Source organism: Flavobacterium sp. CG_9.1 (assembly GCF_015751645.1).
In the GTDB taxonomy this organism is placed as follows: Bacteria; Bacteroidota; Bacteroidia; order Flavobacteriales; family Flavobacteriaceae; genus Flavobacterium; species Flavobacterium xanthum.
In genome coordinates this window covers 64,199-78,889 of the sequence record NZ_JADOVC010000008.1, presented here as the reverse complement: position 1 = coordinate 78,889, position 14,691 = coordinate 64,199, and the positions used below count along the sequence as shown (strand labels likewise).

At 33.7% G+C, this 14,691-nt stretch carries 14 protein-coding genes and 1 pseudogene; 4 read left to right on the top strand and 11 right to left on the bottom strand.

Going from position 1 to position 14,691, the window contains the following annotated elements:
• The first annotated feature begins 15 nt into the window (after positions 1-15).
• Positions 16-1,200: a Pycsar system effector family protein gene (locus IWX83_RS06300; protein ID WP_196828422.1), complete on the top strand. Its 1,185-nt coding sequence runs from the start codon at positions 16-18 to the stop codon at positions 1,198-1,200.
• Here IWX83_RS06300 and IWX83_RS06295 read toward each other — a convergent pair.
• The 9 genes and pseudogenes from IWX83_RS06295 to IWX83_RS06255 form a co-directional block, all read right to left on the bottom strand.
• Positions 1,197-3,566 carry a GAF domain-containing protein gene (locus tag IWX83_RS06295; protein WP_196828420.1) on the bottom strand — a complete coding sequence of 790 codons (2,370 nt, stop codon included), beginning with the start codon at positions 3,564-3,566 and terminating at the stop codon, positions 1,197-1,199. The two genes, IWX83_RS06300 and IWX83_RS06295, sit on opposite strands and share 4 nt — an antisense overlap.
• 152 nt (positions 3,567-3,718) lie before the next feature.
• Positions 3,719-4,777: a nucleoid-associated protein gene (locus IWX83_RS06290; protein ID WP_196828418.1), complete on the bottom strand. Its 1,059-nt coding sequence runs from the start codon at positions 4,775-4,777 to the stop codon at positions 3,719-3,721.
• A 47-nt stretch (positions 4,778-4,824) separates the two neighbouring features.
• Positions 4,825-5,184 (bottom strand): four helix bundle protein, encoded by a 360-nt coding sequence (locus IWX83_RS06285; protein WP_196828416.1) that lies wholly within the window; start codon positions 5,182-5,184, stop codon positions 4,825-4,827.
• 62 nt (positions 5,185-5,246) lie between these two features.
• Positions 5,247-5,786 carry a hypothetical protein gene (locus IWX83_RS06280; RefSeq protein WP_196828414.1) on the bottom strand — a complete coding sequence of 180 codons (540 nt, stop codon included), beginning with the start codon at positions 5,784-5,786 and terminating at the stop codon, positions 5,247-5,249.
• A 180-nt stretch (positions 5,787-5,966) separates the two neighbouring features.
• Complete coding sequence (locus IWX83_RS06275) at positions 5,967-6,584, bottom strand: HPP family protein (RefSeq protein WP_196828412.1); 618 nt, start codon at positions 6,582-6,584, stop codon at positions 5,967-5,969.
• 6 nt (positions 6,585-6,590) lie between these two features.
• The gene (locus IWX83_RS06270) at positions 6,591-7,871 is read right to left on the bottom strand and encodes a chloride channel protein (protein ID WP_196828410.1); all 1,281 of its coding nucleotides are present in this window, start codon (positions 7,869-7,871) and stop codon (positions 6,591-6,593) included.
• Between the two features lie 129 nt (positions 7,872-8,000).
• Positions 8,001-8,390 carry a VOC family protein gene (locus IWX83_RS06265; protein WP_196828408.1) on the bottom strand — a complete coding sequence of 130 codons (390 nt, stop codon included), beginning with the start codon at positions 8,388-8,390 and terminating at the stop codon, positions 8,001-8,003.
• A gap of 47 nt (positions 8,391-8,437) precedes the next feature.
• Positions 8,438-8,833 carry a hypothetical protein gene (locus IWX83_RS06260; protein WP_073354271.1) on the bottom strand — a complete coding sequence of 132 codons (396 nt, stop codon included), beginning with the start codon at positions 8,831-8,833 and terminating at the stop codon, positions 8,438-8,440.
• Positions 8,834-8,904: 71 nt separating this feature from the next.
• Positions 8,905-9,468 (bottom strand): annotated as a pseudogene (locus IWX83_RS06255) (sugar O-acetyltransferase).
• Between the two features lie 290 nt (positions 9,469-9,758).
• Between IWX83_RS06255 and IWX83_RS06250 the strand changes: the two are divergent.
• Positions 9,759-11,918 carry a TonB-dependent receptor gene (locus IWX83_RS06250; RefSeq protein WP_196828406.1) on the top strand — a complete coding sequence of 720 codons (2,160 nt, stop codon included), beginning with the start codon at positions 9,759-9,761 and terminating at the stop codon, positions 11,916-11,918.
• A 38-nt stretch (positions 11,919-11,956) separates the two neighbouring features.
• On the opposite strand, the gene IWX83_RS17435 is transcribed toward IWX83_RS06250, so the two are convergent.
• Together IWX83_RS17435 and IWX83_RS06240 are read right to left on the bottom strand one after the other, a co-directional pair.
• Positions 11,957-12,253 carry a type II toxin-antitoxin system RelE/ParE family toxin gene (locus IWX83_RS17435; RefSeq protein WP_196828404.1) on the bottom strand — a complete coding sequence of 99 codons (297 nt, stop codon included), beginning with the start codon at positions 12,251-12,253 and terminating at the stop codon, positions 11,957-11,959.
• Positions 12,246-12,488 (bottom strand): hypothetical protein, encoded by a 243-nt coding sequence (locus IWX83_RS06240; protein ID WP_066078186.1) that lies wholly within the window; start codon positions 12,486-12,488, stop codon positions 12,246-12,248. The genes IWX83_RS17435 and IWX83_RS06240 overlap by 8 nt, the downstream gene beginning before the upstream one ends.
• A 178-nt stretch (positions 12,489-12,666) precedes the next feature.
• On the opposite strand from IWX83_RS06240, the gene IWX83_RS06235 reads away from it, so the two are divergent.
• Positions 12,667-13,287, top strand: coding sequence for a hypothetical protein (locus IWX83_RS06235; protein WP_196828402.1), 621 nt, complete (start codon positions 12,667-12,669; stop codon positions 13,285-13,287).
• 52 nt (positions 13,288-13,339) lie between these two features.
• Positions 13,340-14,674: a histidine kinase gene (locus IWX83_RS06230; RefSeq protein WP_196828400.1), complete on the top strand. Its 1,335-nt coding sequence runs from the start codon at positions 13,340-13,342 to the stop codon at positions 14,672-14,674.
• Positions 14,675-14,691 lie beyond the last annotated feature (17 nt).

The following is a 14,691-nucleotide window of genomic DNA, read 5'->3' as shown; positions in this document are numbered from 1 at the left end:
TATAAAAATAAGTCCATGAATCTAACAGAACAGGCTGAAGTATTTGTTAAAAAATTATTCAAAGATAGACTTTCTTCGTTATATACCTATCATAATTTACAACACACAATTGATGTCGTTACCGCTGCTAAAACTCTCGCTGATGCAGCAGATCTTAATTCTTCTGATCGAGAAATTTTGATAATTGCTGCATGGTTTCATGACACGGGATATATTAATGGTTGTGATGATCATGAAGAATCTAGTGTGGTAATCGCTAACGAGTTTCTACAAGAAAATGAAAAATCGCCTGATTATATGGCCAACATAGCTAATTTAATACGGTCAACAGCATTCGGATATATACCTAAAAGTCCTATTGAAAAAATAATAAGGGATGCGGATTATTTCCATTTAGCCAGTGATGATTATCCAGTAACGAGTAGTGCGTTGCGAATGGAGTGGCAAAATATGGATCAAAAAACCTTTTCTGATTATGACTGGAATACTGAAAACATAAAATTTATGTCGGATAGACATCAGTACTACACGGATTATGCTTTGAGAAATTGGCAACCATTAAAAGAAAAAACGGTAACGCGACTAAAGAAAAAAGGAAAAAAAATGGAAGGCAATGCTAAAGAAGAATTGGAGAAAGAATTAAAAAAAAGGGAAAAAGAACAAAAACCGGAACGAGCCATCGATACTCTTTTTCGTATCACCTTAAATAATCATACTAGTTTGAGTGGTATTGCAGATAGTAAAGCGAATATATTACTGTCGGTAAATGCTATAATTATTTCCATTGCACTCTCAACATTGATCCCTAAATTAGATAGTCCTAACAATGCTCATTTGATGATTCCTACTTTTGTCATGCTCTTGTCCAGTGTAACCACTATAATTTTTGCAATACTTTCTACACGACCAAAAGTGACCAAAGGAGTTTTTACTCGACAAGACATCGAAAACAAAAAAGTGAACTTGCTTTTTTTTGGAAATTTCTATAAAATGCCTTTGGAGGAGTACCAATGGGCAATGAATGAAATGATGAAAGACAAAGAATACCTGTATAATTCTATGATTAAGGATTTGTATTTTCTGGGATTGGTTCTCGAAAAAAAATACCGATTGTTAAGAATTGCTTACAATTTATTTATGATAGGAATTATAATATCAGTTGTTTCTTTTGTAATTGCCTTCAGGATGGTGGGCGCTTAGTTTAATTCATCCAGCAAATCTTGGTACGAAAAATTATTTGGGATTTGCTTTCTATGTTCATTGCTAACTTTCACTCTAATTGCTTTTAAGCCGGAGATGCCTTGTAATTCCTCTACTTCAAATTGTTCGACTGTAGATTCTAAAATCTTTTTGAATTGTAAAAATTTAATGTAATTCAAATATTCCATTTCTTCATTGGTATGGGAATAAACGATTGTTATTTTTTCTTTTGCTGTAATTCTCTCACTGCTGCCTTTGATCATAGCTTTGTCGATACGTTTTTTTACCACTTCATAGCGAGCATTATAGGTGCCATCTACATCAAAACGTTTTTCATCCATTCTAAACCGAATTGAAATGGGAGAACTAAAAACTAGAATTAATCCTGTAACATCGAGTTCGTAGGGCAAAGAGAGTTTGAGTTGGTGGTGTTTCATCTCCATTTCGCATAAGGTTTGTAACTGCCACAATCTCAAATTATGGAGGTAGAGTGTGTCAAATGGTTTTGATGGAGCAATCGAAGATCCTATGTAAAGATTGTGTTCTACGCCATCAGTTTTGAAACGCTCATAATAATGAGGATATATGTTTTGTGCCTCTATTTGTTTTTTATCAAGGAGTGAAGCTAGTTTTTTATTGATAATAGACATGGCATTATCAAATTTCTTTCTGGATTGATAAAACAGGCCCGATTTCTTATCTATGCTTTCGAAATAATTGGCGACTAAAAGTGCTTCAGTTGAACCGGCTTCGCTATTATTTAGAATAGGATGAATCTCATTTTCAATATAAAGCTGAATTTGCTGCTCTGTATCTGCTTTCAATGGTAATTCCAGTTGCGTAAGAAGGGAATCTAATTCAAATTTTCGTTGTTCTAGTAAAACTAAGTTGATCTTTGATTCTTGATTTTTAAAAAGGTGGATGAGAGCACTAATTTGGTTTTTTAGGTCTTCCTTAACACACTCGTTTCTATGTTCTGATGATCCTTTGATGTCTATTTGTCCAAACAAAGGATATACTTCTTTGAATACGATTTCTTTAAAAATGAAGCCTTTATTATGGCTACTCGTTTCAAAATAATCTAATGCTTCCCTTCTGAATTTCCAGTAAACACTCGGGTGAATAGCAGTATATTCCCTTTGGATTATGGCTTCAATTTGATTTTGCATATCCGTATTGTAGCGCTCGACGGTATCAATTAAATAGGGTAAAATCAAATCTAGTTTGCAAGCGTTAATACTATTTAATTCCCTAGGATATGCGGAAACGAGTTCAACTACTCCTAAAAGTACACCGTTTTTTAAAATGGGAGCAAAAATGCAGCTCTGAATATTTTGTTTCAATAAATGATTGCCTAGTATTTCATTTTCTGGTTGTTGCGCAAATTTTTCAACATTTGAAATGGATATAATTTTTTTATTTTCCAACAGATTTTCAAAAGAACAACTAAAAAGTGCATTTTTACAAGCTACTTCTTCACTATCTGCGAGTATGAAACTGGTCAAACTCTTGTCATTCAAAGTGGGTTTTACAAATTTATCTTCCTCTTCATTGTAAACAATAACTCCCACTCTTAAATCAGTAATTTTGAAAATGGAACGAAAAATAGATTCGAAGTTTTCTTGCAACTCTATTTGCTCCTTTTCGGGCTTCAATAGATTGCTTTTTAACTTTGAAATGGAACTTTCCGTGGTGGCATCAAATAAAATGGCAATGCCAAATCCTTTGAGAATCCAACTCTCAACAGGAAATTTTTCTTTCCACAAAGCAAGGTTGTCATAATTGTCCATCAACAAATCTATGTCATCCTGCGATAGCTTTGGTGCTTTTTCGGTTGCAATAATTTCTAAAAAATCAGCATTGTACAAAATACGATACTGATTCATAATTCCTTTTTTGTTTGGTATATCGTAAAATAAGGGCTTATTAAAGTCTATTTTCTGTCCGTAAATCGCATTCAAAATCAACGTACAACTCATTACATAAAATTGATGTTCATTAAAATCTCGAATGGCCATGTCAAATAATACACCAGCTTCTGTGACTATTTTCTTGAATCTTTCCGTGTAATTGAACGTAAAATTTTGAAATGGAATTGTAACTGCCTTAATTTCATTATTTGTTAATGCAGTTGGAAATAAATCAGCTAGCAAATGCTTAATTAAAGTTTCATTTTCAGAAATTATGCTCAAATCTTCAATGCCTGTTCTAAATTCAGGTAGGGGCTCTATTTCTTTTAACAAAGCGGCGGCATAATTAGCACGATAATCCACATTAGTGACCGCAATTGCTTCCAAGGCTTCAATAAGCTTATGAAATGATATTAGGGTTTTGAACGGACTTTCTTTAAAAAAATTATGCGCCATTTTTCTTTTATTTTAAGAGCTACTAATTTACAAATAAACCAAATTTTTGGAATTGTTTTTGGAGTTTTATTTTTAAATGTAAAAATCCCCAATTACAGAAGTGAATTGGGGACTGAATCTTTTTTATAGTGCGTTATTGCGTGCTTTTTAAGCTATGATTTCTCTTCTTTATTGAAGTAAACAAGGTAATAATACATTTGTTTTTCTTCATCCCAACCTTTTTCCACATATTTCTCCGCACTTTCAGGATTGATAAAATCCATTTTAATTTGGATGTGCGTATCTAAATTGATCACGTTTTTGATGGATTTTCTAGCATCAGAAACCGCTGCATTCGCAATAGGGAAAGAGGTAACATCTTCAATGCTGTATTTCTCTCCTTTGTCGACTTTATAGTTTTTAAACTCAGGAATTAAGTCTGGATTGTCTAAAACTTCATTAAGAAAATTCGTTTCTTCGAACTGATCGTTTTTGGCAAAATAATTTACGGAACGGTTCATAAACATCACTTCTTCTTTCTTGTCTTCAGCAGGAAAAACAACGTCTTTCGCAAAGTTCTGACAGAATTTAAGGTATTTTTTAGTGATGAAGTTTTCATCTTCAAAAGCATCCACAGATAAGAAATGTTCCAACCAATATCTCGCATCATAACGGTTGCTGTCAACAGTCAGGATTTTGTATCCTTCTTCTTTTTTGTAGTTAAAGATAATGCATCCTTTATCTAGCTTATTCAAACTCACACCATGTTGTAAAATCATCTCTAAATGGGAAGCTTTTTCTTCAAACTGCAAAAAGTCAGCTTGAATTTCACTTTTGAAAATCCCTATAGCGTCAACCACATTATTATCGATACTTACATTGGTTAAATAAGTAACATATACTTCACCATTCTTGATGTGCGGATGATTCGACTGCTCAAATAAGTGTGAGGTGATTTTTTTAGAAACTTCATGAATTGTACTTGGATTATCAAAAACTTCCGTTGCAAATTTGAACATGTCGTTATAGTCCAAATCAATTTCATGGGCAAACTGAAAATAGTTTTCTTCTTTTTCTCTAAAGGGTTTAAAGAAAAATTCTTTCATCAAAGGCACAATTTCATCATTCAGATTAAATGGTTGCTCCGATAAAAAGATCGCTTCGTTTCTACTTTTATTTCCCACTCTATGAATGGATAAGTTTTCGATGTGGGTGTTGTATAAGTTGATCATGGTTTTTTTGAGTTTCAAAGGAGCAAAGAGACAAAGAAATTAAGGTTTTAAATTCGCTCTTTTATTTTTCTAATGAAAGAACTTAACATTCTTTCTATTTCTCTGCTTTCTTCGTATATTTTGTTAAATTGAATTTCGTTTGTGTATTTTAGATTAAATGCTATTTCAAGTTGTGTTTGTATTTCAAATAATGAAGCTATTGCAATATTCAAGAATTTTAGATAATCTTTATTACCATCTCTGCCATAACCTTCAGCGATATTACTCGGAATTGAGACTGAGCTTCTCCTGATTTGCGAAGTTAAACCGTAAATTTCTTCTTTTGGAAATGAATTTGTTAACGGGTAGATATCGGTAACTAAAACCATAGATTTTTGCCAAATCAGTAAGTCTCTAAATGTACTCATGTTCTTATATTTTTAAAACCTTTGCAACTTTGCACCTTAGTAGCTAGCACCTTCTTTAAGAATTAATTCCAATTCTCCTCAAATCCATAATCTTCAAAACTGTCATCGCCTTCAAACATGTCTAAATCATCCTCGTCTAAGCCATCTTCAAATTCGTCATTGTAATCATCTGCATTGTCTGATTCAAAGTTTTTTTCCATTGCTTCGTCAGGCATTTCACCATGAGAAAAAATAGTTTCAGGATATAAATTACCAACAACTTGATCTTCTACAGCAGCAAGTTCCACAAGGAACGTCCACATATTGATGAAATCGTATACATAAAGAATTTTAGTGTTTTGCTTGTCTAAAATATTGGATAATTGGTAATCGCTCATGACCTTTTGTTCACCGGGAACATCACCGGTATCAAAAAGTGAAATCTCCTCTTCTTGATTCCAAGTTTCATCACAAGTATAAAAAGAAGCCACTTCCATTCCATCAAAACCGAAAGAATTGAAAATAGCGTTGTGTAAATCTTCTAAAGTATCGTCTTCAAGTATTGCAATGTCCCTAAAAACATCTTCTTCTGCGTCTAGAATCACTCTAAATTTATATACCATAATCTTTGTTTTTATTGAAAGGCCAAAGGTAAAATATAATTTTAGATTTAGATTTCAGATTTTCGATTTGTTGATAATATTTTTACGTATGCGGAAGTAAGAAAATGATCAAGATGATACTATTTCAACAAAATAGAAAAAAGCAAATCTTGTTTTAGAACTAAATATTTACCTCTGAAATTACAGTTTTTGATCGTTTGGTTTATTTTTAAAAACACGTGCAACTCTTTTTCGGAACTGATGGTATTTTTTATGAGTTGGATACTGTCTATTTGATGTCATATTATTAAAAACCAAAGCTACAGCAAGCAAAATTAGTACGCCGCTCAATACTGGGGAAAGTACATACCAATAGCCCATATTTTTAATTTCATTTGAACCAGTAACTGCAATTAGAGCAGTTGCACCGCCTGGTGGATGCAAAGTTTTCGTTATTTGCATAAAAACAATAGACAAAGAAACGGCAAGCGGGGCGGTTATCCAAACTAGATCCGGAACGAATTGAAAAACGGTAACTCCTATAATTGCAGAAATTAAGTGTCCTCCAATAAGGTTTCTTGGTTGTGCCAATGGACTTTGGATTACACCATAAACTAAAACACTGGAGGCGCCAAAGGAACCGATTAAATATACCACATCAGATTGCGGTAACGTTTGGGATTGTAAATAAGCGAGTATTCCGATGCCTATAAAAGAACCGAGAAAAGCCCAGAAATGTTCTCTGAAGTCAACCAATGTTTCTTTGTACAGAATGTATTTTGTTTTGCGGTAACTCCTTTTTATTTTTTGAACTGCCATCGATAATTATTTTGCTAAACTGGGAGAATAAGAGTAAACGGTGAACGGATAAATCAATTTAGCCGTGTATTTTGAGATTAAACACACCACTAGAATTGGTAGAAACAATGTATAATCATTGGTTAAACCACACACTAAAAATAGGGCGGTAAAAGGCGCATGAATACTGGCACTCAAAACGGCTGCCATTCCTATTATGACGAAATTTATTGGAATTACATTGGCATTGAAATACTGATTTAAAATTAAAGCAAGTAGCAATCCTAAAAAAGCTCCTATAAAAAGACTTGGTGCAAAAACGCCGCCATCTCCTCCTGAAGCTAAAGTGGCTGAGGTAACAATAGGTTTCAAAACTAAAATTCCAATGAAAGTGAGTATCATTGACATTGAAAATACCATTCCATTTGGATTGATGAAAATAGTTTTGATGGCATGATAGCCTTCGCCATAAAGCTGTGGAAATACAAAAAGGGAAACACTTAAAATTACAGATCCAAAGATGATTTTGTAATAGTGTACTTTTATTTTCGAAAATTGTGCTTTAAAAAATAACACACAACGGGTTAAATAAACCGAATTTATTCCTGCTATAATTCCAAGCAGTATAAAGTAGGGAATAGCTCTTAAATGCCAAGTCATATTATGTACTGCAAACAAAGGTTTTTCGTCCAATAAATGAAGGAGTCCAAAAGCGATTGAAACAGCGATTAGATTGGTTAGTATAAATGCCCGAGTTACTTTTCTTGAAATTACTTCCAATGAAAATAAAAGGCCGGCAATAGGACTGCTGAATAATGCGGTAATTCCGGCAGCAACACCCGCACAGATTAACTCGGTTTTGTATTGTCGGAATACATTTTGTTTTCTTTGTGCCACAGAACCTATTGTAGCCGAAGCAACAACTGTCGAGACTTCTATTCCTGTAGAGCCACCAAAAACGACAGTCAATAAGCCGTTAATGAAATGAGAAGGAATTTTATAACTGGGTAAATTATTCGAAGGAGAATTAGTGCTTTCAAACACTTCTTTTATGCCTTTATTTTCCTTTTTCTTGAATACATATTCCCGCAGAAAATAGATAATTGACAATCCAAAAACGGGGAAAACAACTAAAAATATTGGGTTAACTACCGTTTTATGAAAAAAGATTTCTTCATAATATTCGGTTGTATTTTTTAAAATAACACCTAAAAAAGCCGATAGAAAACCAATTAGTATTGATACAATTACTAGTTTTTGAACTTTAATGAAGCGATAATTTTTTTTAATTTGTGTGGTATTGTTCATTTTGAAAAATTAATTTTCTGAGTAATACAAAATTAAAGAAACTTAATCGGAATCAAATAAAGAAAATGGATAGACTATTTTCTTTTGTGATTTATATATTATTTTGACTTTTTTACAAACAAAAACGCCTTATTTTTCATAAAACTCTACCGGTAAGTTATCGGGATCTGCGATAAAGAAGAAGCTTTTTTGAGTAAATTCATCAATACGAATTGCTTCTGCAGTAATACTTTGATACACTAAAAAATCGCGTGTTTTTTGAATGTCATTGACTTCAAATGCTAAATGGCGCATTCCAGCCGCTTCAGGACCCGAAGGACGTTTTGGTGGATTTGGAAAAGAAAACAATTCAATCACATAGTCTCCGTTAAGTGCTAAATCAAGTTTATACGATTGTCTTTCCTCACGATAAATTTCTTGAATAATTGTAAGCCCTAAAATAGTTGTATAGAATGTTTTAGATTTCTGATAATCGGAACAAATAATGGCAATATGATTAATTTTATTGAGTTGTAGCATTTTTATTATAATGAAAAAGCCTAATCGGTTGATTAGGCTTTAGGTTTTTATTTTTTTGCGTCAGAACAAAGTCCCACAATTTCATGAAAAGTGTCGTGTAAATCCGTAATTGATTTCACAATTGCGGCATCAGTTCCATTTGACTTTACTAATTTGTGAAGTGCTTTACTTTTTAGTTGCAGTCGTTCTGCTGAAGCTAAAATAGCGTTTGTTCTAAATTCTGTTGGAATATCTGATTTTAATAACATCGCTGCTTTGTTCATCATTTCTTCTGAACGTGCTTTTATTGGCGCCACATTTCCTTCTTCTGCCGGATGGAAAGTTTGCGACATTACTTCGTGAAATTCTTTTATGGCAGGCCACTTATCAAAAGTGGATTGTGCCGAAACTGAGTTTGCGACAACGATAAGTGCCAAGACTAAAAATGTTTTAAGATGTTTCATTATGATTTGTTTAAGTTGTTATAACAAAGATAGGAAAATTTAGTTTTGAGAAATTGCAATTTCAATATTCATCATTCATTCAATTTCCGAATCACTTTTGCCGGATTTCCAACCGCCAATGAATTATCAGGAATGTCTTTTGTAACTACTGAACCTGCACCAATCACGCAGCCCTTTCCAATCGTAATTCCAGGACAAATCACCGTATTTCCGCCAATCCAGCAATCATCACCAATGGTTATGGGTAAGGCATTTTCTAGCGTTTTTCTCAATTCAGCTTCCAGCGGATGTGTTGCGGTATACAACTGTACATTGGGTGCAAAAAACACATTAGAGCCAATAGTAACTTTGGCACAATCCAAAACAACGCAGTTTACATTGAAATAAACATTTTCGCCACAACTGATATTGTATCCGTAATCGCAATGAAATGGCGGTTCAATGTAAAAATTTGCATCGGCATTCGGAATCAACTCTTTGATTATTTCCCGCGCTTTTTTGGTCACTCGGTATTCTGTGACATTCAATCGGTGCAGTAAGTTCTTAGCTCTGCGACGGTCTTTTACTAAAACAGGATCACCAGCTGACTAATAGTCTCCGGCAATCATCTTTTCTTTTTCTGTCTTTACTTCCATGGTTGATTTTCTTATTTTTTTTGGGCATGACCGTAGTCTCGTCCGAAAAGACGAGACTGCGGTCGGGCTATCCGTTTCAATCTTTATTTTCTCGTTTTGACAACGAGAAAATAAAGGATTTCCACTGCTATCCCTCATGCAAATCGCCTCTGTTTTTATCAGACTTGTTGTAAATATAACAGAAAAATAAATTCTTTACAATTCATCCGTTGATTTCAACAGTTCGGAATAGTATAGTTTTTCATCGGTAGTCGTCCTGCTACATTTGCTTCATCATAAAATCAAATCAGATGAAAACCATTATTACACTTACATTTTTATTATGTACCACGTTTATTTTTTCGCAAAATACAATTTCAGGAAAAGTAGTAGATGAAAAAGGGAAACCCGTTTCAGGTGCTAATGTTTTTATCGAAGGGACTTATGATGGCGCTTCAACTACTGAAACTGGAGATTTTAGTTTTACAACCACAGCTATAGGAAATCCAACTTTGGTCGTTAGTTTCTTGATATTTGAAACTTCAAAAACAGTAATCAACGTGGCTAATTTCCAAAACAAAATAATCAAACTGCGAGAAAGCGTAACCTCTCTAGATGCGGTTGTCATTACAGCTGGAACATTAGAAGCGGGCGACAAAGCCAGAGTTTCGGTGCTAAAACCATTAGATATCGTTACTACAGCGGGTTCTGCTGGAAATATTATTGCAGCTTTGCAAACCTTGCCAGGAACACAAACGGTAGGCGAGGACGGAAGATTATTTGTTCGTGGTGGCGAGGCCAATGAAACACAAACCTTTGTAGATGGGATTCGGGTAGCGCAGCCTTACGGAGCAAGTACAAATAACGTACCTACACGAGGCCGATTTTCTCCTTTTTTGTTCAGTGGAATGTCATTTTCAACGGGTGGTTACTCCGCAGAATATGGCGAAGCACTTTCCAGTGTTTTGTTATTGAATACACAAGATGAGCCGGATCAAAATAAAACCGAAATTTCTTTAATGACCGTTGGTTTAGGAATTGGAAATACTCAAAAATGGAAAAAAAGTTCCTTGAGCGGGAATGCAAATTACTTGAATTTAGCTCCGTATCAAGTATTGATTCCTCAAAACTTGGATTGGAACAGTCCTTTTCAATCCTTGTCGGGTGAAACCGTGTATCGCTATAACTTCAACAATGGAATTTTGAAAGTTTACGCTGCTTTTGAGAGTTCTACATTCGATATTAATCAGGAAAACATCAATTCTCCAGATAAAATCAGGGTTGCTTTGAATAATAATAATTTCTATTTGAATTCATCTTACAAAGGAGTTTTTGGCAATAACTGGCAAATTACTACTGGTTTGAGTTATGGGTATAGCAACAACAAAATAAATTTGGATTCAGATAAAGTGGTGAATGACGAAAATGCGGCCCATTTAAAATTAAAACTACGAAAAAGTTTTTCGGACCGATTGAAACTGTCTTTTGGAGCGGATTATTTTGTAACACAATTCAAGGAAGATTTTAATCCTATTTCCGGTTCGGTTTTCACCAATGGGTACGATTCAAACAGTGCCGCTATTTATACCGAAGCTGATATTTTTTTCTCTAAAAAGTGGGCTGCAAAAGTAGGAGTGCGAGCTTCTAATAATGATTTGCTGAATGAAACGGCTATTTCTCCCCGAATTTCATTTGCGTATAAAATGGCTAAAAACAGTCAGTTCTCCTTTGCGTATGGCGATTTCACCCAAACTCCAAGTGCAGAATACATCAAATATTCCAACAGCAATCAGTTTGAAAGCGAGAAAGCGTCGCATTACATTTTGAATTTTCAGTACAATAAAAATGGAAAAACGTTTCGTGCAGAAACCTATTATAAAGACTATCGTGATTTAGTAAAATTTGATACTCAAATGGCAGCTTATAATTCGGTTTATGATAATTCCGGTTCTGGTTATGCAAAAGGTTTGGATTTGTTTTGGAGAGACGGAAAATCCATCAAAAATTTAGAATATTGGGTTTCTTATTCGTACATCGATACAGAAAGAGATTATAAAAATTTCAGTTCTCAAGTGACCCCAAGTTTCGTTGCGGATCATAGTTTATCAATTGTTACTAAATATTGGATAAACGACTGGAAATCGCAAATAGGTTTTACGAATTCCTACAGTTCTGGACGACCATATAACAATCCAAACGAAACGAAATTTATGAATGGAAAAACAAAATCGTATAATAGTTTGAGCTTTAACTGGGCGTATTTATTGAGTCAACAAAAGATTTTGTACTTCTCAGTTTCCAATGTTTTAGGTTCTCAAAATGTATTTGGTTATGAATACGCGAATAAGCCAAACGATGCAGGCGTTTTTAATAGAAAAGAAATCATTCCTACAGCGGATCGGTTTTTCTTTGTAGGCTTCTTTTGGACAATCAGCAATGATAAAAAAGACAATCAGTTGAGGAATTTGTAATGGATTTAAGTTGCCTCTTTTAACGATTAAAAATTACTTTAAAATAATAAATTTTCAGGGTTTTGGCGCGTATCGTATAATCGTAAAATCTCAATTCTAGTATCAGTTTCTCTATAATAAAGTGAATTTTGTTTTGTGATCACACACTTTCTTATTTGTAGTTCATTATTGATAAAGGGGAATTGCTTAGGGTTTTGTTGGATCAAAGTGACACAAGAATCTAAATGATTAATAAATTTTAAACAAACTGATTTATTCCACTTTGAATCAAGATATTCTAACAGTTTAGCTAGATCTTTATCTGCAAATGATGACCACTTGATAGATTTATGCATACCTTGTTTTGTACTTATCCAAAACTGATTGATGAGCAAGACCATCATTTGAATTCAATTCCTCAATTGCATCTAGTAGTCCTTGTTGTTTGGCTTGTGGCATTGTGTCCCATTCATTGCTAATTTTCTCAGCGTTTATGAAATTTAATAATAGCCCGTACACTTCCTCTAATTTGGTTTTTTCCAGATTATCGATTTCACGGAATAATTTTAATTTTAATTCAGCAGTACTCATCCTCAAGTGTTTTTATCAAAATTACAAATTAATTTCTAATCAGAATACAACTCATCCATCAAAATTGACAGTTCAGTATTTATAAATTTTAATCCAATGAAAACCGAGATACTTTTGAAGTATAAATAACACAACGTTTCAATCATCAAAAAAAACAACCATTTAAAACCAAGAAATCATGACAAAAGTTATCACCACAATCGTATTTTTTATCTGTAGTTTAGTATCCGCTCAAGGGCAATTCGAACAAGGAATGGGAAAAGCCTTCCAGTTATGGGGCGAAGGAAAAAATACGGAAGCTTCAGATCTATTCGAACGAATTGCAGCTGCCGAAAAAACAAGTTGGTTGCCTAATTATTATGTTGCATTAATAAATACAACTACTGCTTTTAAAACCAAAGACAAAGATCAAATGAATTTATTGCTTTCGAAAGCACAAAACGCATTGGATATAGAAATGGATAAAAATCCAAATAATGCCGAATTGTTGGTAATGCAAGCCATGATTCACACCGCTTGGATTGCTTTTGATCCTATGACCAACGGACAAAAATTATCAGAAACCGTGATGGAATTGTACGGAAAAGCACAGGCAATAGCACCAGAAAACCCAAGAGTAGTTTTTAGTAAAGCCGAATTTGAAATGGGTAGTGCTAAATTTTGGGGAACCGATACCAAGCCAATGTGTACTCAAATTGAAAAAGCTATTGGACTTTTTGCTACTTTTAAACCTGAAACAGTTTTTTCTCCAAAATGGGGTTTAGAGAGAGCCATCGAAGCACAGAAAAATTGCAAATAAGAGAAAAGAAACTTTTTCTTGAATGTAACATCGGAATAAATAGCAAAGTAAAATGAATGTACTATACAAACAACTTCAAAAAGTAATAAAACTAACCCTAATTATATTTATTGTAATTGAAGTGATTAATGTGATTATGGGTAGTGAAGTTCATTTTAACAAAAGGCTATTGGTTCATTTTTTATTTACAACATTGTATACATTTTCGCTTTACGGAGCTAATGCGTTGCTTTTTGTGAAATTAGACAGCTTTTTTGTAGATCGATTTTCAATTAAAAGATTGGTAGCGGGTTTTTTAGGTTCTTTTGTTGTCTCATTAGCAGTGATTTTTTTACTGCATGTTTTTGAAGAAGTAGTTTACGGTAATACCTCTTTTGAAAAATTTTTGGCAAACGAAAAGCCTTCCAATTATTTAGCATCGATTATCATTACTTTTTTCGTCACTTTATCAGTACATGCAATTTCATTTTATAAAGCGTATAACGAAAACAAAGTCAAAGAACAGAAAATTATCGCTGGAACAGCTAATGCCAAGTTTGAAAGTTTAAAAAACCAAATTGATCCTCATTTCCTTTTCAATAGTTTGAATGTACTGAGTTCTTTGATCGAAGAAAATCCAGAAAATGCGCAGCGCTTTACAACATCGTTGTCTAAAATTTATCGTTATGTTTTGGAACAAAAAGACAAGGAATTAGTTTCGGTTGCCGAAGAATTGGCTTTCGCCAAAACGTATATGAATTTATTGAAAATGCGTTTCGAAAATAGTTTATTTTATGAAATGCCAACAACTGAAATTTCGGCTGAAGCCAAAGTCGTACCGCTTTCTTTGCAGCTTTTATTGGAAAATACAGTGAAGCACAACGTGGTTAGTGAACAAAGACCATTGCACATCAGGATTTGTGTAGAAGGCGATTACTTAGCAGTTCAAAACGATTATCAAAAGAAAGAAGTGTTGCAAGAGCGTCAAGGTGTTGGGTTGCAAAATATCATCAATAGATACGGAATTATTACTAAACGAAAGGTTTTGATTGTCCAGAATGAAGAGACATTTACTGTCAAAATACCCATTTTAACCAAACAAATAACCGTCATGGATACAACAAATAATTATAGCGAAAGCAACGCCTACTATAAAGCAAAAAAAAGAGTAGAAGAACTCAAAGGATTTTACGGAAACCTGATTTCGTATTGTTGCGTGATTCCTTTTTTAATATTTATCAATTTAAAGTTTTCACCTCATTTTCAGTGGTTTTGGTTTTCAGCAGTGGGATGGGGATTTGGTTTATTAATGCACGCTTTAAAAGTGTATGGTTACAGTTCAAACTGGGAAGAGCGCAAGATTCAAGAAATTTTACAAAAAGAAGACAACAAGAAAAATTGGAATTAAACCCTTAAAAAATTAAA

Bases quoted from the DNA above. Each gene is read 5' to 3' on its own strand.
- IWX83_RS06300 (WP_196828422.1), top strand. From the start codon at position 16: ATGAATCTAACAGAACAGGCTGAAGTATTTGTTAAAAAATTATTCAAA.
- IWX83_RS06295 (WP_196828420.1), bottom strand. From the start codon at position 3,566: ATGGCGCATAATTTTTTTAAAGAAAGTCCGTTCAAAACCCTAATATCA.
- IWX83_RS06290 (WP_196828418.1), bottom strand. From the start codon at position 4,777: ATGATCAACTTATACAACACCCACATCGAAAACTTATCCATTCATAGA.
- IWX83_RS06285 (WP_196828416.1), bottom strand. From the start codon at position 5,184: ATGAGTACATTTAGAGACTTACTGATTTGGCAAAAATCTATGGTTTTA.
- IWX83_RS06280 (WP_196828414.1), bottom strand. From the start codon at position 5,786: ATGGTATATAAATTTAGAGTGATTCTAGACGCAGAAGAAGATGTTTTT.
- IWX83_RS06275 (WP_196828412.1), bottom strand. From the start codon at position 6,584: ATGGCAGTTCAAAAAATAAAAAGGAGTTACCGCAAAACAAAATACATT.
- IWX83_RS06270 (WP_196828410.1), bottom strand. From the start codon at position 7,871: ATGAACAATACCACACAAATTAAAAAAAATTATCGCTTCATTAAAGTT.
- IWX83_RS06265 (WP_196828408.1), bottom strand. From the start codon at position 8,390: ATGCTACAACTCAATAAAATTAATCATATTGCCATTATTTGTTCCGAT.
- IWX83_RS06260 (WP_073354271.1), bottom strand. From the start codon at position 8,833: ATGAAACATCTTAAAACATTTTTAGTCTTGGCACTTATCGTTGTCGCA.
- IWX83_RS06250 (WP_196828406.1), top strand. From the start codon at position 9,759: ATGAAAACCATTATTACACTTACATTTTTATTATGTACCACGTTTATT.
- IWX83_RS17435 (WP_196828404.1), bottom strand. From the start codon at position 12,253: ATGCATAAATCTATCAAGTGGTCATCATTTGCAGATAAAGATCTAGCT.
- IWX83_RS06240 (WP_066078186.1), bottom strand. From the start codon at position 12,488: ATGAGTACTGCTGAATTAAAATTAAAATTATTCCGTGAAATCGATAAT.
- IWX83_RS06235 (WP_196828402.1), top strand. From the start codon at position 12,667: ATGACAAAAGTTATCACCACAATCGTATTTTTTATCTGTAGTTTAGTA.
- IWX83_RS06230 (WP_196828400.1), top strand. From the start codon at position 13,340: ATGAATGTACTATACAAACAACTTCAAAAAGTAATAAAACTAACCCTA.